The 19,222-nt window shown below is 72.4% G+C and carries 17 protein-coding genes and 1 pseudogene; 8 read left to right on the top strand and 10 right to left on the bottom strand.

Translation table 11 applies throughout. From position 1 onward, the window contains the following. Positions 1–3: 3 nt before the first annotated feature. From paaC to paaE, 3 genes are read left to right on the top strand one after another with little or no spacing between them, the layout of a single operon-like run. The gene (gene paaC / locus AC068Z_RS19845) at positions 4–831 is read left to right on the top strand and encodes a 1,2-phenylacetyl-CoA epoxidase subunit PaaC (RefSeq protein WP_478556963.1); all 828 of its coding nucleotides are present in this window, start codon (positions 4–6) and stop codon (positions 829–831) included. After that, positions 825–1,340, top strand: a complete 516-nt coding sequence (gene paaD / locus AC068Z_RS19840; protein ID WP_478556961.1) for a 1,2-phenylacetyl-CoA epoxidase subunit PaaD — start codon at positions 825–827, stop codon at positions 1,338–1,340. Before paaC ends, paaD begins: the two co-directional genes overlap by 7 nt. Further along, complete coding sequence (gene paaE / locus AC068Z_RS19835) at positions 1,340–2,446, top strand: 1,2-phenylacetyl-CoA epoxidase subunit PaaE (protein ID WP_478556959.1); 1,107 nt, start codon at positions 1,340–1,342, stop codon at positions 2,444–2,446. The genes paaD and paaE overlap by 1 nt, the downstream gene beginning before the upstream one ends. A 144-nt stretch (positions 2,447–2,590) precedes the next feature. On the opposite strand, the gene AC068Z_RS19830 is transcribed toward paaE, so the two are convergent. Then, positions 2,591–4,756, bottom strand: a complete 2,166-nt coding sequence (locus AC068Z_RS19830) for a hypothetical protein (RefSeq protein WP_478556957.1) — start codon at positions 4,754–4,756, stop codon at positions 2,591–2,593. A gap of 156 nt (positions 4,757–4,912) precedes the next feature. On the opposite strand from AC068Z_RS19830, the pseudogene AC068Z_RS19825 reads away from it, so the two are divergent. Further along, positions 4,913–5,080: pseudogene (locus AC068Z_RS19825) on the top strand (Dyp-type peroxidase); the annotation flags it as partial. Positions 5,081–5,119: 39 nt separating this feature from the next. Here AC068Z_RS19825 and AC068Z_RS19820 read toward each other — a convergent pair. Then, on the bottom strand, positions 5,120–5,515 hold the full coding sequence (locus tag AC068Z_RS19820; RefSeq protein WP_478556955.1) for a DUF5997 family protein: 396 nt from the start codon (positions 5,513–5,515) through the stop codon (positions 5,120–5,122). Between the two features lie 57 nt (positions 5,516–5,572). Between AC068Z_RS19820 and AC068Z_RS19815 the strand changes: the two genes are divergently transcribed. Beyond that, the gene (locus AC068Z_RS19815) at positions 5,573–6,334 is read left to right on the top strand and encodes a LysR family substrate-binding domain-containing protein (protein ID WP_478556953.1); all 762 of its coding nucleotides are present in this window, start codon (positions 5,573–5,575) and stop codon (positions 6,332–6,334) included. A 22-nt stretch (positions 6,335–6,356) separates the two neighbouring features. Here AC068Z_RS19815 and AC068Z_RS19810 read toward each other — a convergent pair whose 3' ends face one another. The 4 genes from AC068Z_RS19810 to AC068Z_RS19795 all read right to left on the bottom strand — a co-directional run bounded on the left by AC068Z_RS19810 (position 6,357) and on the right by AC068Z_RS19795 (position 11,354). Continuing rightward, on the bottom strand, positions 6,357–9,176 hold the full coding sequence (locus AC068Z_RS19810) for a beta-L-arabinofuranosidase domain-containing protein (protein ID WP_478556951.1): 2,820 nt from the start codon (positions 9,174–9,176) through the stop codon (positions 6,357–6,359). A 128-nt stretch (positions 9,177–9,304) separates the two neighbouring features. Next, the gene (locus AC068Z_RS19805; RefSeq protein ID WP_478556949.1) at positions 9,305–10,033 is read right to left on the bottom strand and encodes a hypothetical protein; all 729 of its coding nucleotides are present in this window, start codon (positions 10,031–10,033) and stop codon (positions 9,305–9,307) included. Between the two features lie 137 nt (positions 10,034–10,170). After that, the gene (locus AC068Z_RS19800) at positions 10,171–10,857 is read right to left on the bottom strand and encodes an HAD family hydrolase (RefSeq protein ID WP_478556947.1); all 687 of its coding nucleotides are present in this window, start codon (positions 10,855–10,857) and stop codon (positions 10,171–10,173) included. A gap of 20 nt (positions 10,858–10,877) precedes the next feature. Continuing rightward, positions 10,878–11,354, bottom strand: a complete 477-nt coding sequence (locus tag AC068Z_RS19795) for an Lrp/AsnC family transcriptional regulator (protein ID WP_478556945.1) — start codon at positions 11,352–11,354, stop codon at positions 10,878–10,880. Positions 11,355–11,549: 195 nt separating this feature from the next. Between AC068Z_RS19795 and AC068Z_RS19790 the strand changes: the two genes are divergently transcribed. Then, positions 11,550–13,046 (top strand): FUSC family protein, encoded by a 1,497-nt coding sequence (locus AC068Z_RS19790; RefSeq protein ID WP_478556943.1) that lies wholly within the window; start codon positions 11,550–11,552, stop codon positions 13,044–13,046. A 117-nt stretch (positions 13,047–13,163) separates the two neighbouring features. Next, the gene (locus AC068Z_RS19785; protein WP_478556941.1) at positions 13,164–14,189 is read left to right on the top strand and encodes a lactonase family protein; all 1,026 of its coding nucleotides are present in this window, start codon (positions 13,164–13,166) and stop codon (positions 14,187–14,189) included. Positions 14,190–14,379: 190 nt separating this feature from the next. Here AC068Z_RS19785 and AC068Z_RS19780 read toward each other — a convergent pair whose 3' ends face one another. Continuing rightward, the gene (locus AC068Z_RS19780; protein WP_478556939.1) at positions 14,380–15,303 is read right to left on the bottom strand and encodes a sirohydrochlorin chelatase; all 924 of its coding nucleotides are present in this window, start codon (positions 15,301–15,303) and stop codon (positions 14,380–14,382) included. Between the two features lie 193 nt (positions 15,304–15,496). Further along, positions 15,497–16,465: an N-acetylglucosamine kinase gene (locus AC068Z_RS19775; RefSeq protein ID WP_478556937.1), complete on the bottom strand. Its 969-nt coding sequence runs from the start codon at positions 16,463–16,465 to the stop codon at positions 15,497–15,499. Between the two features lie 287 nt (positions 16,466–16,752). On the opposite strand from AC068Z_RS19775, the gene AC068Z_RS19770 reads away from it, so the two are divergent. Continuing rightward, the gene (locus tag AC068Z_RS19770; RefSeq protein WP_478556935.1) at positions 16,753–17,430 is read left to right on the top strand and encodes a uracil-DNA glycosylase; all 678 of its coding nucleotides are present in this window, start codon (positions 16,753–16,755) and stop codon (positions 17,428–17,430) included. A 60-nt stretch (positions 17,431–17,490) separates the two neighbouring features. On the opposite strand, the gene AC068Z_RS19765 is transcribed toward AC068Z_RS19770, so the two are convergent. Both AC068Z_RS19765 and AC068Z_RS19760 read right to left on the bottom strand, forming a co-directional pair. Further along, the gene (locus tag AC068Z_RS19765) at positions 17,491–18,243 is read right to left on the bottom strand and encodes a hypothetical protein (protein ID WP_478556933.1); all 753 of its coding nucleotides are present in this window, start codon (positions 18,241–18,243) and stop codon (positions 17,491–17,493) included. Positions 18,244–18,294: 51 nt separating this feature from the next. Next, positions 18,295–19,182 (bottom strand): leishmanolysin-related zinc metalloendopeptidase, encoded by an 888-nt coding sequence (locus AC068Z_RS19760; RefSeq protein WP_478556931.1) that lies wholly within the window; start codon positions 19,180–19,182, stop codon positions 18,295–18,297. Positions 19,183–19,222: the final 40 nt, after the last annotated feature.

Raw genomic sequence — 19,222 nt, 5'->3', positions numbered from 1 at the left:
GGGATGAGTGAGGACCACGTCTACATGACCCTCGCCGAGGGTCACGAGGACGATACCCGCTGGGCCTACGGCACCGGCTTCGAGGACCCCTTGCACGGCGTCGACACCACCGTGCCGGACGGCGTGGACGCCGGTGAACTCGCCGCGACCTGCGTGGCCCTGGCCGACGACGCGCTGGTGAGCGCCCAGCGCCTCGCCGAGTGGATCACCCGCGCCCCCGAGCTGGAGGAGGAGGTCGCGCTCGCCAACATCGGCCTCGACCTGCTCGGCCAGGCCCGGCTGCTCTACTCCCGCGCCGGACAGGCCGACGGCACCGGCCGCGACGAGGACGCCTACGCCTACTTCCGCGACGCGGCCGACTTCCGCAACGTCCGGCTCGCCGAACTCCCCATCGGCGACTTCGCGTTCACCGTCGTGCGGCTGCTGGTGCTGTCCAGCTGGCGGCTCGCCCACTTCGAGCGACTGGTCTCGCACCCCGACCCGGTGCTCTCCGCCGTCGCCGCCAAGGGCGTCAAGGAACTGACCTACCACCGGCAGTACGCCGCCGAGTGGGCGGTCCGCCTGGGCGACGGCACCGAGGAGTCGCACCGCCGGATGCGCAAGGCCGTCGAGCAGGTCGGCCCGTACCTGGGCGAGCTGTTCACCGCCTGCGACGTGCGCACCGAGGTCGTGGACGTACTGCGCCAGGTGACCGAGGAGGCCGGACTGCCCATGCCGATGTACCGCCCGTCCCCCGGCTCCGGCCGCGACGGCGAGCACACCGAGCACCTCGCCCCGCTGCTGGAGGAGCTGCAGAGCGTGGCCCGCGCCCACCCGGGGGCGACATGGTGACCCTCCAGCTCGACGTACGGCATGCCCGCGAGATCGCCGAGCGGGTGCCGGACCCCGAGCTGCCCATGCTGACCCTCGCCGACCTCGGCGTCCTGCGCGGCGTGACGCTCACCGAGGACGGCACGGTCGTCGCCGACCTCACCCCGACCTACTCCGGCTGCCCCGCCATGGCCGAGATGCGCGCGGACGTCGCCGCCCGGCTCCGGGACGCGGGGTACGCGCGCGTGGAGATCCGGACCGTCCTGAACCCGCCGTGGACCAGCGACTGGATCACCCCGGAGGGCCGCCGCAAGCTCGCCGAGCACGGCATCGCCCCGCCCGGTGCCGCGCCCCGCCGGGCCGCGGGTCCGGTGCCGCTCAAGCTGTCGCCCACCCGGCGCGAGGTGGCCTGTCCGCGCTGCGGGTCGGCGGACACCGAGGAGACCTCCCGGTTCGCCGCCACCTCGTGCAAGGCGCTGTGGCGCTGCCGCGCCTGCCGCGAGCCGTTCGAGTACGTCAAGGAGATCTGATGGCCCCGACCGCCCCCGCCGAGGCCGTGAAGCCGCGCCCGCGCCGCCGCCCGGTCTTCCACCCGCTGCGGGTCGCCGCCGTGCAGCCGCTGTGCGAGGACGCGGCCGCCGTCGGCTTCGAGATCCCGCCCGAGCTGTCCGAGGAATTCGCCTTCGCGCCCGGCCAGTCGCTGACCCTGCGACGCGAGATCGACGGCCGGGACGAGCGCCGCTCGTACTCCATCTGCACGCCCGCCGGTGCGGACCCGCGCATCGGCGTCCGCGTCGTGCCGGGCGGTCTGTTCTCCTCCTGGCTGGTCAACGAGGTGCGCCCCGGCGACACCGTCGAGGTGATGGCCCCCACCGGCAACTTCACCCCCGACCTGACCGCCCACGGCCACCATGTGCTGCTCGCCGCCGGCTCCGGCATCACCCCGATGCTGTCCATCGCCGAGTCCGTCCTCGCCGCCGACTCCCGCTCCCGGGTCACGCTCTTCTACGGCAACCGCCGCAGCGGCACGGTGATGTTCGCCGACGAGCTGGCCGACCTGAAGGACCTGTACCCGAGCCGCTTCCAGCTCGCCCACGTCCTCTCCCGGGAGCCCCGCGAGGCCGAGGTGCTCTCGGGCCGCCTCGACGCCGAGCGGCTGGCGGCGCTCATCGACGGCCTGGTCGATGTGCGGACCGCCGACCACTGGTGGCTGTGCGGCCCACACGGCATGGTCCGCGACGCCCAGCGGGTGCTGGACGAGCTCGGCGTTCCCGCCGACCGCGTCCACCAGGAGCTGTTCTACGCCGACGACGAGCCCGTCCGCGAGGTGCGCCACACGGAGTCCGGGCCGACCGGACCTATCAGCCAGGTCACCGTCGTCCTCGACGGCCGCTCCACCACCTCGGCCCTGCCGAGGGAGCGGAGCATCCTCGACGGCGCCCAACGCACCCGCCCCGACCTGCCGTTCGCCTGCAAGGGCGGCGTCTGCGGCACCTGTCGCGCGCTGGTCACGGACGGCAAGGCCGACATGCGCCGCAACTTCGCCCTCGAGGAGAACGAGGTCGAGGCGGGGTATGTGCTGACCTGCCAGTCGTACCCGGTCTCGGAGACCCTCACCGTCGACTACGACAGCTGAAACAGCGAACCGGCCGCCCCGCGCGGTGGCGGGACGGCCGGTGCCGACTAGGGCGAGGAGAGCAAAGGGACTAGTTCATGGAATCCGTTCTCACGGAGGTAGAAGGAAGCCCCTTCATGGCCTCGCCACGGCTCACGCTACCAGTCACTCCGGGATCAGGTCGCGCAGATTTTCGAGCGTCACGATCCGCGAGTCCGGGTGCAGCCCCTCGGGCCGCTGGAGCCCGATGTAGGTGACCGGCCCGTCCGGGACCTTCTCCCCGTCCCACAGGGTCACTTCACCGCCGCTCATCAGCTCCACCAGATGACGGACCGTCAACTGCTCGCGCTCCACGATCCCGCGCAGCAGCGTCGCCACCGACACCCGGTTGTCCTCTACGCGGTTGGCCGACGGCGTGCCCTTCAGGTACAGGTGCAGCCACTTCGCTCGCCACCCGCCGTCCTCCCCGCGCAGGAAGGCGAGCGGCAGCGCCACCCGGCCGGGACCGCGCAGTTCCGACTTCATCCGCACGGTCCGGGGCTCGAACGGCCGCCCCTTCTGCTCGCCCTCGCGCAGCATGAACCCGAAGAACGACTCCTCGACCTCCTCGAACCCCTCCCCGGAGTAGAGGTTGACCTGCGGCACGACGAACGTCCCGCGCACGGCCCCCAGCCGGAGATTGATGAATTCCGAGGCCCCCTGCGGCGCTTCGGTGATGTCTCCCGAGTGCTCGCCCTCCAACTCGGCGAGATGGGTGTACGACAGCCAGCAGACCGTCTGGTAGTCGGCGTCCAGCATCAGCGCCGACAGGTCGTAGTCGGTGTCCCGCCGGCGCTGCTTCCAGTACACGAAGAACCGCAGCAACTCGCCCTCGACCGGCGAGAGGGAGCCGCGGGGCAGCACCCCGAGCCCGGCGGCGGTGGCCCGCCCGCTGAGCGGCAGCGCCACGTCCAGGACATCGGGGTCGACCAGCAACTGCCCCGGCTCCGGCAGCCGACGGCGGATCTCGTCGTCCAACGCCTCGATCAGACCGACCCGTTCGGCTTCGGGGACGCCCGCGCGGGTGTCGTCGGTCACCCAGGCCCGCCCGAGCCGGTTGATGAACACGCGCCGCCGCTCGCCGCCGTCGGCCCGGTTGTGCAGATGCTCACGCACCGACAGCACGACCCGCCCGGAGACCTGCGGCGCGGCCTCGACGGCGGCGCCCACGACACAGTCCCGCTCCTCCTGCGTACGGCACAGGCGCAGCAGCCGGTCGAGGGACCGGAACAGCCGGCCCGGTGCGTCCTTGAGCAGCAGCGCCGCACCGATGACATCTCCTTCGCCGAGCAGTTCCTCCAGCCGGCGGTCGAAGGACGGCGCCTTGCGCTCGCCGCGCGCGACCGCGAACGCCTCGGCGGCGTGCGGCCACCGCGGGTACTCGTGCGGGTGCAGCCGCTCGCCGAGCCGCTTGAACGCCTCGCGGTGCACGGGGACGTCGGCGAGCTTGCCGGGCGCCGCCGCGACGACGGAGTCCAGGCCCGCGAGCAGGGCGCGGCGCACCGGACGCGACAGCGCCCGGAACCGGGTCGGCGTCTGGAGTGTGACGTCACCGTCGGACAGCGCGCAGGCCAGCCGCAGTACGTCGGTGACCGTGTCCAGCATCGGCGCGGCCCCCGCCGCCAGCCGGGCCCGGTTCACCACGGCCCGGTTCTCCCGCACCGGGATCGCCTCGGGCTGCGGACGGTCGGCGCAGATCCCGGCCAGGACCGCGAGGTCGGCGAGGTGCTCGTCGCCCAGCGGGGTGGTGGAACCGGCGAGAGCCAGATACAGGTCATGGACCTCGTCGTCGAGCGCGCCGCCCAGGTGCAGCACGGTCACCCGGTCACCGGCGGCGGCGAGCAGCTCCTCGTGCGCGGCGAGCATCTCCTCGTACGAGTGCTGGTAGCGGCCGTACGACGGCAGCGTGAGCAGGTTCACCACGCCGGTGCTCAGCTGGGCGAGGATCCCGGGCCGTACGGACTCGTCGGCGAGGGCGCGGGCGATGCAGTCCCGCCAGAAGTCGAGGGTGTCCGGCACGTTCGCCGGGAAGTCGACGAAGTACACGTTGTGCCGCACATGGTCGCCGACCATCTCCCGGACCGTGGCCAGGGTGCGCTCGGCGGTGGCGAGGACCGTGTCCGCCGACAGCCCCGACAGGTGCTTCAGCAGGTCCGCCGACAGCTTGAAGCCCACGGACATCAGCGCGGCGTCGAACTGCCGCGCGGCGACGGCCCCTTGCCCCGCGGAACCGGCGGGGGAAGGGAGGCGGTGGGTGTGACGGACGACCAGCGATTCCAGGCTGAGCTGCATGCCAGGATGATTACAGGGTCGTACTCTTGTGCGCATTCGGGTTTTGGCGGGTGCGCGTTCGGGTGTTGCCGGGGGCTTACTCGCCCCCAGCGCCCTGTTCCTGGTCGCCACCGTCGAGCCGCGCGGCGAGGGCGCGGTACGCGAACTGCCTGCCCCGACGCCCGCGACCTCCTCGGCTTCGTCGACGGCACCGAGAACCCGGCGTTCCGTGGCGGCGGCTACGCGATGGTGCAGAAGTACCTGCACGACCTGGACGCCTGGGAGGCCCCCGCGGTCGCGGCCCAGGAGAAGATCATCGGCCGCGCCGAGCTGACCGACCCCGAACCCGGCGCCCCCGGGTCCCATGCCGACATCGGCTGACGGTCAGGAGTCCTGCCGGTTCGCCCGCTCGGCCTGCTGCTGCTTGATGCGGGCCGATTCCTTGCGGACCTCGGCCTGGGTGGCGCGCTCCTTCTGGAGCCACTCCGGCTGCTCCTGCTTCAGGGCGTCGATCTGCTCGGTGGTGAGGGGCTCGGTGACCCCGCCCCGGGCGAGGCCCGCGATGGAGACGCCGAGCTTCGCGGCGACCACCGGGCGGGGGTGCGGGCCGGTGCGCCGCAGCTCCCGCAGCCACTCCGGCGGGTCCGCCTGGAGCGCGTTCAGCTCGGCGCGCGAGACCACGCCCTCCCGGAACTCCGCGGGGGTGGCCTCGAGGTACACACCCAGCTTCTTGGCCGCGGTGGCGGGCTTCATCGTCTGGGTGCTCTGGTGCTGCGTCATGGGTCAAGGGTATCGAGTGAGTGAACGGCCGCCGACCACGGCGGGTAACCTGGCCAGGTGACAGGCTCGGAAGCACCCCTCTCGTTCCGGCTCGCGTACGTTCCCGGAGTGACACCCTCGAAGTGGGTGCGGATCTGGAACGAGCGCTACCCCGACATCCCCCTGGAGCTCCTCGCGGTCACCGCCGAGGAGGCCCCGGAGGCCCTGCGGGACGGCCGCGCCGACGCCGGTCTCGTACGGCTGCCGGTCGACCGTGCGTTCTTCAGCGCGATCCCCCTCTATACCGAGACCACGGTCGTGGTGGTGCCCAAGGACCACGAGGTGACGGCCGTCGAGGAGGTCACCGCCGAGGACCTGGCCGACGAGGTCGTCTTCCATCCGCTGGACGACGTCCTGGAGTGGGAGCGGCCGCCGGGTCAGCCCGGCTTCGAGCGCCCCGCCACCACCGCGGACGCCGTCGAGCTGGTCGCGGCCAACGTCGGCCTGCTCGTCGTCCCCCAGTCGCTGGCCCGCCTCCACCACCGCAAGGACCTCACCTACCGCACTTTGGTGGACGTCCCCCAGTCGGGGATCGCCCTGTCCTGGCCCGAGGAGGCCACCACCGACCTGGTCGAGGACTTCATCGGCGTCGTCCGCGGCCGCACCGTCAACAGCACCCGCGGCCGCACCCCGGAGCAGGCCAAGGCCCAGCCCAAGGCCCAGCCGAAGGCCAAGCCCGCGCAGCAGGCTCGCCGCAAGCCGGCCGCCGGGAAGACCCAGCGGTCGGGCAAGGGCGGCACCCCGCGACGCGGCGGCGGAAAGCCGCGCCGCAGGTCGTAGCGGCCAGGGAGCGCGGAGCGGTCTAGGGAGCGTAGGTGGCGCGCCGCGCCGTGGTGACGACCGCATGCCCTTCGGCCGCGCCGAGCAGGCCCGCCGTCACCCACGCGTCCACGGTGGACCGCACCCGCGCGACGAGCGCGCCCTTGCCGGTGAAGGGTGCGCCGGCCCAGATCTCGTCCAGCAAAGTGGTGCCGTCGGACTTGGCCGGGTTCGCGACGCCGGAGTCGAGGTTCCCGAAGAGCACCCGGGGTTCCACGCGCCGGAAGTAGGCGTGGGTCGGGTCCTCGGTGCCCTCGGCGAAGGGGGCGAACTCGGTGCCGTTCAGAGCGTAGTGGAGCGGTCTGCCCGCGACCGGGGTGAGCGAGGGGAGCAGATCGCCGGAGAGACCGGCGTTGCGGTAGAGGCCCAACTCCAGGTAATCGGGCGAGGAGTTGCGGCCGACCAGGTTCACCGGGCCGTAGAAGAGTGTCTGCGTCCTCGCGTCGTCCAGGGCCTTCTCCACCCGGAGCCGGAAGGGGACGGCGACGCGGACCGTGTCGCCGGCGCGCCAGGTGCGGGACACCGTGAAGTAGGTGCCGGGTGTCGGAGTGCCGGACACGGCACGGCCGTTGACCGTCACACGGAACCCGGCCGTCGCCCATGAGGGCACCCGCAGCTCGAGGTCGAAGACCGCGGAGCCGCCGCCGAAGGCGATCGTGGTCCCCTGCTCCTCCGGGTAGCGAGTGGTCTGCCGGACGGTGACGCCCTTCGCCGCCCAGGTCAGCGTGGAAGGGCTGAACAGGTTGACGTAGAGCGCTGTGCCGTCCGCCCTCGTGAAGTACACCGAGTCCTGGTACTTGGTGGCGCTCTCCATGCCGGTTCCCTCGCAGCAGGTGGTGCCCTGCTTGGGGGTGTAGTCCCGGACATGCCCCGGGGTCAGCCCGATGAAGTAGGTGACCAGCGGCTTCTCCGCGTCCGCCCGGTCCTGCTTGGAGCCGAGCACCTGGTTGTACAGCGCCCGTTCGTAGTAGTCCATGTACTTCGGCGTCTGCTCGTGAAAGAAGAGCGTCCGGCTCAGCTTGAGCAGGTTGTAGGCGCAGCAGGTCTCGGCGGTGGTCGCGCTGATCGTGCCCGCGACGACGTCCCGCGCCTTCCAGAACTCACCCGTGCTGGTGCCGCCGATGCCGTACATACGGTGCGGGACGACCATGTCCCAGAAGTTGCGGGCGGCGTCGAGGTAGCGCCGCTCGCCGGTGGCGTCGTACAGCCTCAGGTATCCGGTGAAGATCGGGATGTGCTGGTTGGCGTGCAGGCCGTCCAGGATGTCGGTGTTCGCGGCGCAGGAGTCGATGAGCCGGTCGAGGTCGAACAGCTGGGCCAGCGCGAGGTGTTCGGCCTTGCCGGTGATCGCGTGCAGATCGCAGATCGCCTCGACGATGCCGCCGAACTCGCCGCTGGAGAACAGGCCCCACATGCGTTGCAGGGTGGCCTCCGGCAGTTTGGACAGCCGGGAGTGCATCCAGTCGCACATACCGGACGCCAGGTCGAGGGCGCGGGCGTCGCCGGTGGCGAGATGGGCGTCGAGCACACCTCGGAGGATCTTGTGCGCGGTGTAGTACGGCGCCCACACCTTCGTGTAGTCGCTGCTGGTCCTCGACTCCAGGTCGATGAACTGCGTCTCCGGGTACGCCGCCAGGAACCCGGGATGGCTCGGCGCGCCCCAGGTGCGGCGCAGCGTCGCGGTCAGTCCCCGGCCGGACGCGTCGGCGAAGGTCCCGCCGGACGTCTCGTCGAAGGCGTACGACGCCAGGTCGCCGCGTCCCGCGGAGGTGTCGGCGGCCCGGCTGCCCTGCAAGGCGGTGATCTCGGTGGCCGTCAGCGCCCGTGACCAGACGTTGAACTCGTCGAACGCGCCCGCGAAGACGGGGTCGGCCGGGTAGTGGGAGCGGCCCAGCCAGTGGTTGGCGGGCGTGCCGAGGGCGGCCGGGGTGAGGGTCATCGCGGTGTCGCGGGCGACCTCGGTGCCGTTGACGTGGAGGACGCCGGTGCCGCCCGCGATCGTGACGGCGAGGTGGCTCCACTGGTTCAGCGGCAGCGCGGCGGTGCCGTTGAGGCCCTGCTCGGCTCCCGGTCCCGCGGTGGTGATGGCGAAGCGGGGGACGCCGTCGGCGTTGCGGGCGGCCAGATACAGGTAGCGGGTGGTGTTGTCGCCGAAGTCGAGGACGCGGGCCCAGGAACTGCCGTGGGTGGGCTTCACCCAGGCGGACAGGGTGACCGCGTCGGCGCCGCCGAGGACGCCGGAGGGCAGGTCGACGTACTGGTAGGAGCCGCGCACGTTCTCGGCGGCGGTACCGAACTTCCCCCCGGTGCTGAGCACGACGGGGTCCTCGCGCAGTGCCTCGCGCACCTCGGTCAGCGCCCCGATCATGGTGCGCAGCCGGTCGGCGAAGACCTGTTCGCCGGTGCCGGCCCAGGCCTGGGCGAGCATGGTCATGAAGTGGCCGGTGTAGTGCCCGCGCAGGTTGCCGTTGGCCTCGCCGTCCAGGCCCTCCCAGCCACCGGGGGCGACGGCGTCGCCGGTGGGCAGGCCGGCGTTGGCGCGGAAGACCTGGAGCAGCCGGTTGACGTCGTAGCCACGGGCGTGGTCGAGCATCAACTCGCGCTTGTCGGCGAAGACGCCCGGCCCGAGGGCGACTTGGTCGAGAGCGAAGGGCCGCACGGTCCACGCGGGCGGGGCGGGGAGCGCGGCCTCTTGGGCGCCGGCCGCTGCGGCGCGGCCGGCGGGGGCGAGGGTGGTGGCGGGTGCCGCGGCGGCGAGGGCCGCTGCCTGGAGGAGGGATCGTCTGGAGAGGGGCGGTGCCATGGGTGCTCCTCTGCGAGTCAACGCCGTATGAGTTGTTCGGTATTGCGAACACCGTACGAGTGATCGACCAGACGATAGGAACGAGGCGCCTGAGGGTCAACGGGTCTGGAGCGACCAGTTCCGGCCGTTCAGTCCGAGGAGCCGCCCGGGATCTCCTTGGCGACCTTGTTCACCGGTGCGATGAGCAGCCACAACGCGGCCAGGCAGAGCAGCGCGGCCGACCAGTGCGCGTACGCGCCGGCCAGCCAGGGTGCCGCCAGCGCGAGTGGTGTGCCGTAGACCGTCAGCCAGCCCAGCGCCCCGCGCACGGTCCAGCACTCCTTCGTCGTGGCGCCCAGACCGACGGACAGCCCGCCGATGACCCCGCCCATGATCCCGGTCAGCAACAGGGCGAGGCCGGTGGCCGGCCACCGGCCCACGCGCAGCCACTCCTCGACGTCCTCGGGCGCGGCCGGGGCGCCGAGGGCCAGTCCCAGGCCCGTGAGCGGGACGCACATCAGCACCAGGTTCGCGATCCGCAGCGTGTCCCAGACCCAGTCGGGGGTGCTCCAGTTGTCGGGCGCGAGGCCGGCCACCCGCGGCGGCTCGCTGCCCGCGTCCGCGACCAGGCCGCGCCGCAGCCAGCGCGTGGCCCCGGCCAGCAGTACGGCCCACAGCACGCCGCAGCCCAGCGCGGCGCAGCCGACCAGCAGTGCCGTGCGCGCGCCCGAGTGGTCGGGGCGCCACCACAGGAGCGCCCCGGCCAGCCAGCCGAGCGACACCGCGGCGCCCGCGGCCAGCCGGGCGGTCACGGTGAACGACAGGGCGGTCCGCTTGGCGCGTTCGGCGTCCGCGTGCAGGCGGTACAGCTCGAACATGTGGACCACCTCGCCGCTCCGGCGGCGCCGCGGCCTCAGCATGACAGTCCGTTGATCATTTCGGTCACGCCACCAAGACCACCGGGATGCGACCAGGGTTGTACGCCAGAGGTGCACGCCAGGGTTGTACGGCGGTCTCAGCCCCGGCCCGCCAGCCACTCGTACGCTCCCCGCGCCGTGAACTCCTCCTGTCCGCCCCGCAGGAGCAGCCCGGCCGTCGCGAACTCGGGGGCGTCCGCTTGAGCGGCGACGTACGGGATCGCGATGCAGCGCATCCCGGCCGCGTGCGCGGCGGCGGCGCCCGGGGCGGCGTCCTCCAGGACCACGCAGTCGGCGGGCTCGGCGCCCAGTCGGCGGGCGGCCTCCAGGAAGACGTCGGGGGCGGGCTTGCCGTGGGCGACCTCCTCGGCGGAGACGACGGTCCGCAGGTGGGCGTCCAGGCCGGTGCCGGCCAGCACCGCCTCGATCGCCTCCCGCGAGGAGCCGGACGCCACCGCCATCGGGATCCCGTCGGTCGCCAGCAGCTCCACGAACTTCCGCATCTGCGGGTAGGGGCGCGTGCCGGCGCGGGCGAGCTCGAGATAGCGGCGGTTCTTCGTGGCGAGCAGTTCCTCCACCGAGGCCCGCAGTCCGTAGCGCGCCTTCCAGGCGGTGACCGTCTCCAGGGTGCTGATGCCGACGTAACTCTCGTGCTCGGCCCAGGAGAAGTCCGGCACACCGTGCTCGGCGAGGGTCTGGCGCCCCGCTTCGTAGTAGTTCGGCTCGCTGTCCACGAGCGTTCCGTCGAGATCGAAGATGACCGAGAGGGTGCCGAGATTGCTCATGCCGTCCAGCATGCCAAGGCTCACCTGCGCGCTGTGCGGCCCACCGACTCCACCAGCGGCAGCAGCCGGTGCGCCACCCGCTCGCGCAGCGCCACCTCGGTGCGGGTGCGCACCACGCCCGGCAGGCTGATCAGCTTCTGGATCACGTCCTCCAGGTGCGCGTTGTCCCGCGCGACCACCCGGGTCAGCAGATCCCCGCCGCCTGTGATCGAGAACGCCTCCACGATCTCCGGTACGGCCGCCAGCGCGTCGCCGACGTCGTCGAGGTGGCCCTGGGTGACCTCGATGTGCACGAACGCCAGCACCGGGTGGCCGAGAGCGCCGGGGGAGAGGGCCGGGCCGGTGCCGGTGATCACGCCGTCCCGTTCCAGCCGGTCGAGGCGGGCCTGGAGGGTGCCGCGGGCGATCCCGAGGATGCGGGCGTACTCGCGCACGCTGGTGCGCGGCTGCTCCAGCAGCAGCCGCAGGATGCGGGTGTCGAGCTCGTCCACGGCCATGGGCCCGGCCTCCTCACGCGTGGTCCGTTGGCCCGCCGGTGGGCGACACCGGACCCGTTTCCCTGTGCCAATGGCCCAGCATAGGCGACGCCACTTGAGCCAGCAGTCGGACGGATGCTGCAATGACACGGTCGATGGCGCTGCGGACCCCGCGGCGCCTTTTTCATGCCTTGATCGAGCAGGGGGCGGGAAGCAGTGCTGAAGAGGGTGTTCGTGGCGCCGGACCCGGGGCGGGCGCGGCTGCGCTTCGCCGCGCGGGCCGTCGTCGGCATCGGTCTCGCCGTCGTGGTCTGCGGCCTTGCCGGGCACTCCCTCGTGGGGGCCGTCACCGGCGGCCTCGCCGCGCTGCTGGCCCTGTTCACCGTCACCGACGCCACCGTGCGCGGTCAGGCGGTCACCACCGCGCTGCTGCCGCTCGTCGGCCTGCCGGTGCTCGCCGCGGCGGCCGAGCTGCACGACCAGCCGCTCGCCCGCGACCTGACCTTCCTCGCGGTCGTCGGCGCGGGCGTGTACGCGCGCCGCTGGGGGCCCCGCGGGCACAGCCTCGGCGTCTTCGCGTTCATGACGTACTTCGTCGCGCAGTTCCTCCAGGCGACCCCGCGGCACCTCCCCGAGCTCTACGCCGCCCTGCTCCTGTCCCTCGCCGTCGCCGCCGCGGTGCGCTTCGGCCTGTGGTGCTACGAGCGCCGCATGCCCCCGGCCGCGGCGCCCGCGCCGCCCGGCGGCACCGGTCTGGCCCGGGTGACCACCCGCCAGGCCGTCCAGGCGACCGCCGGCGCGGGCTTCGCCCTCGTCGTGGGCCAGCTGGTCTCCGGTGAGCGCTGGTACTGGGCCGTCGGCGCGACCTGGTGGGTGTTCGTCAACACCACCTCGCGCGGCGAGACCCTGGTCCGCGGCTTCCGCCGGGTCCTGGGCACGGTGATCGGCATCGGCCTCGGACTGGCCGTCGCGGTCCCGCTGGACGGCGCCCCGGTCCCCACGGCCGCCATCCTCGCCGTCTGCGTCTTCGGCATCTTCTACACCGCCGCCGTGTCGTACACCTGGATGATGCTCTGCGTCACGCTCCTCGCCGAGCTCCTCTACGGCCTGCTCGGCGTCCTCGATCCCGCGCTGCTGGCGCTGCGGGCCGCGGAGACCGGCGTGGGCGCGCTCGGCGCCGTGCTCGCGGTGCTGTTCGTGCTGCCGGTGACGACCCACGCCGTCACGGACGCCTGGATCCAGCGCGCCCTGCGCTGCGTCCACGCCGCCACCGCCGAGGCCGCCGCGCGCCTGGCGGGCTCCCCGACGGCCGACCCCGCCGTGCGCGTGGCCGAGCTGGAGCAGCTGCTCGGCCGGGTCCGCCTGTCGGTGGCCCCGCTGGTGCACCCGCTCAACCCGATGCTCGGCCGCAAGCGGCGCGCCCGCCGGGTGCTGGCCCTGCTCGACGACTGCGCCCGCGAGATCCGCGGCCTGGTCGCGGTGGCCGCCGACCCGGTGGCCTCGCACGACGCCCGCCTCGCCGCGGCCTGCTGGCGCGTGGAGGCGGCGGTCGAGGCGCTCACGAATGGCGGCCCGGAGCGGCCCGCGGACCCCGCGACACCCCCGCCCGCGGCGGAACCGGCCCTGACCCACCTGCACGGCCTGGAGCGGGCCCTCGCGGAACTCGCCACCCCGCTGCGGACTCCGACGGGATCGCCCCTGGTCGGGGCGTAGCACCGCGCCGAAGCGCGCGGGGACGCCGCCCTTCAGCATGTGGGTGACTTGGTCTAGACCGCGAATGATCGACTGCTACCGTCAGCTCCGGACGCACCCGACCGAGAGGGGACAGTGGTGGCAGACGGTGGCAGGCGGGCTTTCATCGGGTCGTTCACGGCGGCCGGGGGGCCGGGGATCGTGGCGGCCGCCGTGGACGCCGACAGCGGGGCACTGACCGTCCTCGCTGGCGCGAACGACGTGCCCGACCCTTCCTATCTGGCCCTGGCGCCCGACGGCGGCACGCTCTACGCGGTCAGCGAGACGACCGAGGGCGCGGTGGCCGCGTACCGCGTGAACGGCGACAGGCCCGAACTCCTCGGGTCACCCACCCCCGTCTCCGGCAGCGGCCCCACGCACCTCGGCCTGTACGCCGGACACGTCCTGACCGCGAACTACGGCTCTGGCAGCATCAGCGCCGTCCCCGTGCGCGCCGACGGCTCCCTCGCCGACGCAGCCCTCGCGGTCCTCGCGCACACCGGCTCGGGCCCGCACACGCCCCGCCAGCACGCCCCGCACGCCCACCAGGTCCAGGCCGATCCCAGCGGCCGCTGGGCCGTCAGTGTGGATCTCGGCACGGACTCGGTCCGGGTCTGCACGCTGATGGACGGCCGCCTCGACATCCACGGCGAGTACGCCCTGCGCCCCGGCTCGGGCCCCCGTCACCTGGCCTTCCACCCGGACGGCTCGTACGCGTACGTGGTCAACGAGCTCACCCCCACCGTCACCGTCTGCCGCTGGGACGCCGTCGACGGCTCCCTGAAGCCGCTGTCCGAGACCCAGGTGCTCCCGGGCGCCCCGGCGGGCGACGCCTACCCGTCCGGCATCGTCGTGTCGCCCGACGGCCGCTTCCTGTGGACCGCGACCCGCGGCGAGGACGTCCTGTCGACGTTCGCCGTCGAGGGGGAGGGGCTCCGGCTCCTCGGCACGGTGCCCTGCCGCGGCCACTGGCCGAGGGCCCTCACCGAGGCCGGCGGCTTCCTGTACGCCGCCAACGAGCGCTCCGGCGACGTGTCCTGGTTCGCCGTGGACCCGGCCACGGGCCTGCCGCGCTACGGCGGCTCGATCGAGGTCCCGGCGGCGTCCTGCGTGGTCATCGGCTGACCCTTCGGGTACTCATCGGCTGGCCCTTGGGTGGTCATCGGCTGACCTTTCGGGTACTCATCGGTGACCGTTCGGGTGCTCAGCGGCTGACCGTTCGGGTGCTCATCGGCTGACCGTTCGCCTACGACGAAGGGCCCGCTCCCGATGTGGAGCGGGCCCTTTCCGTCGTGCTGTGGGCAGGCGGGCGCCGTCAGCGGACCGGCGTGCCCTGCGGCTGCTGGGGCGCGATGCCCAGCGCCGTCGTGTACTTGGCCAGGGCCAGCTTGCCGATCGCCGGGTACGGACCGAGTGCCTCGGCGGCGGAGCAGCCCGCCTCCTTGGCCGCGTCCTCGATCAGCGCCGGGTCGATCTCGGGCCCTATCAGGTACGGCGCGAGCGCCAGCTGCTGCGAACCGGAACCGCGCAGCTGCTCGGCGACGGAGGCGATCGAACCCTCCTGGTCCAGGGCGGCCGCCATCACCGGCACGGCGAGACGCGCGGCGAGCAGCATGCCCGTGATCCCGGCCGCCTGCACGGCCTCCTCGCCACCCACGGAGGCCAGGATGATGCCGTCGGCGGCGGTCGCCACGGTGAAGAGGCGGGCGCGGTCGGCGCGGGCCAGACCGGCCTCCGACAGGCGCACGTGCAGCGCCTCCGCGAGCAGCGGGTGCGGGCCGAGCGCGTCCGTCAGATCGGCGGCGACCCGGCTCTCCATCACGGCCTGGCGGACCTGGCGCAGCAGCGCGTTGTCCGGACCGGCCAGCAGGGGCACCACGACGGCCACGGGGCCCTCGGGCGCCTTGGCCTCGACACCCGCGGCGAGCGCCTGCTCGTAGCGAGCGGTGCGCTCCTGGGCGGTGTGCGCGAGCACGGTCTGGAGGGTGGGGAACTCCGCGTCGTCCCCGTCGAGGTACCCGATCCGGGCGTCAAGGCCGGGGAGCTCGGAGCGGGCGATGCTCACGACCTCCTCGGCGAGGCTGCGCGTGGCGGCGCCCGGGGTGCCCGGCACCGCGAGGACGAGTGCGGGCGCGCCCTCGGGAGCAGCCAGGGGTTCGGGTCGGCGGTGCCGCCCGGGCTGGCGGGGGCGCGGCATTCGTACTGGCAGGCCGGACGCGGGCCCAGTGGGGGAGCTCATGGCGCCGCATGTTACTGGTTTCCGGGGTTCCCCTGTTCGGGGAGGGTGCAGGTGAGCGGTATCCGTCCGGTTTTGTCTGATGAGTTACGCGCGTTGCGGAACCGGGCGGGTGCGGGCGATCAGTCCCCTGTGGTCACGGCGTCGGTCGCCACGCCAGTTACCACGTAGCCTTCGCGTCGCCTTCACGTCGTCATCACGCCGTCACCACGGAGAGCATCGTCCCGTCACTCGGCAGAGTGAGCCGCCCGGACGCCAGCTCGGTCGCGATGCGCACCGCCCCGGACAACGGATCCCCGTCGGCCGGAACCCGACGCGCGTGCGGCAGCCGCGCCGCCAACTCCTCCTCCAGCGGTACGAGGAGGGGGTCGCCCATCTTGAACAGCCCGCCGGTGAGCGCGACTCGGGGCTCCCCCTCGGCCGGACAGACGGCCGCCGCGGACTCGGCCATGCAGCGAGCGGCCGCCCGCAGGATGCCCCCGGCGACCGGGTCCCCCTCGGCGCAGGCGGCCACTTCGGGGGCGAAGGAGGCGAGGACGGCCGGACGGTCGGGCCGCGGGTACAGCTGTCCGGGCAGCCCGGACAGCGCGCCGAACATCTTCTCGGCGCGGGCCAGCAGACCGGCCGATCCGCCGGGCCGCCCGTCGTACGCGCGCAGCGCCGCCTCGAGGCCCGCCCGCCCGATCCACGCCCCGCCGCCGCAGTCGCCGAGCAGATGCCCCCAGCCGTCCGCCCGGTACCAGCGTGCCAGGTCGGTGCCGATGGCGATCAGACCCGTGCCGGCCGCCACGACAGCACCAGCTCCGAGGCCCAGGGCACCGGCGTAGGCGGTGACCGCGTCGGCGGCCAGCGCGACCCTGCGGACCCCGAACTCCCGCCCGAGCCATGCCGGAAGTTCCGCGCGCAGGGCGTCCCCCAGAGTGGCGAGCCCAGCCGCCCCGATCACGGCGGTGCCCACGTCGGCGAGTTGAGCCTCGGCGGTCAACTCCCGCACCAAGGGCACCAACTGCTCCATCAGATGCCCGGGGTCGATCCCGCGGGCCCCGGTGCGCACCGGCTCGCGGGACTCGCGCCGGGCCAGTACGCCCCGGTCGGCGGTGCCGACGACGACCCGCAGACCGGAGCCTCCGGAGTCGACGGCGAGGAGTCCACGGGCCGCGGTCACGGCAGGCGACGTACCACCGGCTGACCGCCCTGCTGGATCAGCGTGCTGCCGGGCCGTGGATCTGTGTATCGAGTGGGAGCAGCTGACCAGGCATGATCACAATCACGGAGTGGCTTGATCACTGGACGCAACGGTTTCCCCCTCCTCCCGGACACCGGCTGGGTGACCTGCTCGACCGGTTCGAAGATCTCGATGAGGAGGAAGAGTAGCGCCCGGAGCGGTGGCTGTGCGGGACGGCTCATGGGTTTGTGCCGGGGGCGTGACCCGTACCAGTAGAGTGACGCGCCGTGGCACCACGACCTTTGCATGAACTTGTTGAAGCAGGCTGGGCGAAGGCCCTTGACCCTGTAGCTGAACGCATCGCGGCCATGGGGGACTTCCTGCGGGCCGAGATAGCGGCCGGCCGGACCTACCTTCCGTCCGGGGCGAACGTCCTGCGGGCCTTCCAGCAGCCCTTCGAGGAGGTCCGTGTCCTGATCGTGGGGCAGGATCCCTACCCCACCCCGGGTATGGCGATCGGGTTGAGCTTCGCCGTATCGCCGGAGGTGCGCTCTCTGCCGGGAAGTCTGGAGAACATCTTCCGCGAGATGCACTCCGATCTCGGGCTCCCCAGGCCCTCGAACGGCGATCTGACGCCGTGGACGAAGCAGGGTGTGCTGTTGCTCAACAGGGCTTTGACGACGGCCCCGCGCAAGCCCGCCGCGCATCGGGGCAAGGGCTGGGAGGAGGTCACCGAGCAGGCGATCCGGGCGTTGGCCGCGCGGGGTACGCCGCTGGTGTCGATCCTGTGGGGGCGTGACGCACGCAATCTGCGGCCGCTGCTGGGCGATCTGCCGGCCGTGGAGTCCGCGCACCCGTCGCCGATGTCGGCCGACCGCGGGTTCTTCGGGTCCCGCCCGTTCAGCCGGGCCAACGACCTGCTGATCAAGCAGGGTGCCCAGCCGGTGAACTGGCAACTGCCGTAGGTCACGGCCCTCGCCGGGTCCGTTCGGGCAGCCCGGCGGGCTGTGGCCGGGCCGCCGGCCTCAACTCTGCCTGGCCCTCGCCAAGGCGGTGAGGACGCGTCCGGTCTTGCTCTCCGGATGCTCGGAGAGTTTCACCCCGCGCTCACGCACCGCGGCCTCCAGCTTTCGCTGCTTCCGCTCGGCCCGCGCCCTGAACTCCTCGGCATTGTCCTCGTCCTTGGGTTTCACCCGGATCGAGGCCTCCAGGAAGTGCAGACCGGCGGCCGACCACGCCTCCAGGTTCACCTCCAGGTCGTCGAGTGGAACGTCTTCGACCTTCGTCGAGACGATCGGTCCCAGCGCGACCAGTCCGTCGACCCGGACGGCGGGCGCACAGGCGTGCAGGAACTGGTCCTGCACCGCGTCGATCGGTGCGGCGGGATCGGCCCCGAGTTCCACGGCGTCCGACAGGGCCCCCGGCGGATGGTCATGTACCAACGAGGCAGCCAGCACACGGCCGTTCGTCGACCAATCCTGTTCGATCTTGTACGTGAACGGCTCCGCCTCGAACGGAGCGGAGAACCGGCCGACCAACTGCTCCCTGGTGCAGGGACGCAACTTGACGGTCAGGTCATCCGGACCGCCGCCGACACGGAATCGTACGATCGCGCCACTGGCCAGCAGGGGCAGTCGGCCCTTGGTGACGCCGTCCCGGTCCTCGGCGAACCAGATCCGACGCGTCCTCCTCGGCCCGTGAGCCGCACCGAGGGCCGCAAACGCCGATGCCACGTCGTCCTCGATGTTGACCTTGATTTCGACCGGCAGAAGGTCCATCACACCACTCCTTCGCAGCGGCGCAAGCGGCGGAGAAGCCGGGTTCCTGCGTCAGGGCCGCTCGGCCGGGATGCGGGTCGGGACGGTCGGGAGCACCACTCGCTGCGGCGCCGAGGTCGAGACGCGGCCAGAGCGTGCGATCTCCAGGAAGTTCGGGAGCTCGTAGTCTTCCGCGGCGTCGAGGTCGACCGTGTACCCGAGGTCCCCCAGACTCGCCACCGTCAGCCGGCTCAAGGGGTTGTTGCTGCCATCGATGTTCGGCGACATCAACTCGTTGTCGAAGACGGTCTCGCGCCAGTGGCCGCCCGCGCTTCCGGGGCCGCCGACATTGGCCACCGGTACCGGGGCAGGACCCCCGCCGGTGAGTTTGCCGAACTCCTCCATGGCGCCGGGCCCCACGAAGGTCGGGTCGCTGTTCCGGAAGTTCGGGCCGGGGAAGTTCTTCAGCAGGCCGAAGTCCGTCCAAACGGTTCCGATTCCCAGAACGTGCCCCATCTCGTGCGTGATGACGTCGAGGAGTGAGCCTTCCTCTTCCATCTGTGCCAGGTCGGCGCTGTCGAACCTCATGTGCCCCTTCACCGGAAGACCCGCTCCGCTGGCCGCGTCCTCACTCCGGAACCGCGTCGGGCCTGCCTCCCCGAGGGTGTTGGGGACGTTGTTGACACCGTCGATCGGCACGCCTTCGGCATCGATCAAGAGATCGTCGATCACTACCCGGCCGGAGAAGTCGTTGATGACCGCGGTTTCCAGGTCACCCACGATGACACGCGCCCAACGGTCCGCGGCTTCGGCGAAGATGCTCCTCTGACTGCTTGTCAATCCTCTGAGGAACCGCACCTCGATCTGGAACGGGGAAGTGGTCGCGGCGAGTTCCACGGCGCGGCTGCTGTCGGCCACTGCTTTGTAAGTCTCGAAGGTGTAGTGAATTTGCCTGCCCATGGCTACTACTCCCATCGCACGTAGCCGGAATTACCTCCCC

This window comes from Streptomyces sp. NPDC043726, assembly GCF_056436565.1.
The sequence above is the reverse complement of the archived record's forward strand: the minus strand, read 5'-3'. Positions and strand labels throughout refer to the sequence as shown.

What these genes read in the sequence shown, in the direction of transcription:
- paaC (WP_478556963.1), top strand. Translation starts at nt 4, where the DNA reads ATGAGTGAGGACCACGTCTACATGACCCTCGCCGAGGGTCACGAGGAC.
- paaD (WP_478556961.1), top strand. Translation starts at nt 825, where the DNA reads ATGGTGACCCTCCAGCTCGACGTACGGCATGCCCGCGAGATCGCCGAG.
- paaE (WP_478556959.1), top strand. Translation starts at nt 1,340, where the DNA reads ATGGCCCCGACCGCCCCCGCCGAGGCCGTGAAGCCGCGCCCGCGCCGC.
- AC068Z_RS19830 (WP_478556957.1), bottom strand. Translation starts at nt 4,756, where the DNA reads ATGCAGCTCAGCCTGGAATCGCTGGTCGTCCGTCACACCCACCGCCTC.
- AC068Z_RS19820 (WP_478556955.1), bottom strand. Translation starts at nt 5,515, where the DNA reads ATGACGCAGCACCAGAGCACCCAGACGATGAAGCCCGCCACCGCGGCC.
- AC068Z_RS19810 (WP_478556951.1), bottom strand. Translation starts at nt 9,176, where the DNA reads ATGGCACCGCCCCTCTCCAGACGATCCCTCCTCCAGGCAGCGGCCCTC.
- AC068Z_RS19805 (WP_478556949.1), bottom strand. Translation starts at nt 10,033, where the DNA reads ATGTTCGAGCTGTACCGCCTGCACGCGGACGCCGAACGCGCCAAGCGG.
- AC068Z_RS19800 (WP_478556947.1), bottom strand. Translation starts at nt 10,857, where the DNA reads ATGAGCAATCTCGGCACCCTCTCGGTCATCTTCGATCTCGACGGAACG.
- AC068Z_RS19795 (WP_478556945.1), bottom strand. Translation starts at nt 11,354, where the DNA reads ATGGCCGTGGACGAGCTCGACACCCGCATCCTGCGGCTGCTGCTGGAG.
- AC068Z_RS19780 (WP_478556939.1), bottom strand. Translation starts at nt 15,303, where the DNA reads ATGAGCTCCCCCACTGGGCCCGCGTCCGGCCTGCCAGTACGAATGCCG.
- AC068Z_RS19765 (WP_478556933.1), bottom strand. Translation starts at nt 18,243, where the DNA reads ATGGACCTTCTGCCGGTCGAAATCAAGGTCAACATCGAGGACGACGTG.
- AC068Z_RS19760 (WP_478556931.1), bottom strand. Translation starts at nt 19,182, where the DNA reads ATGGGCAGGCAAATTCACTACACCTTCGAGACTTACAAAGCAGTGGCC.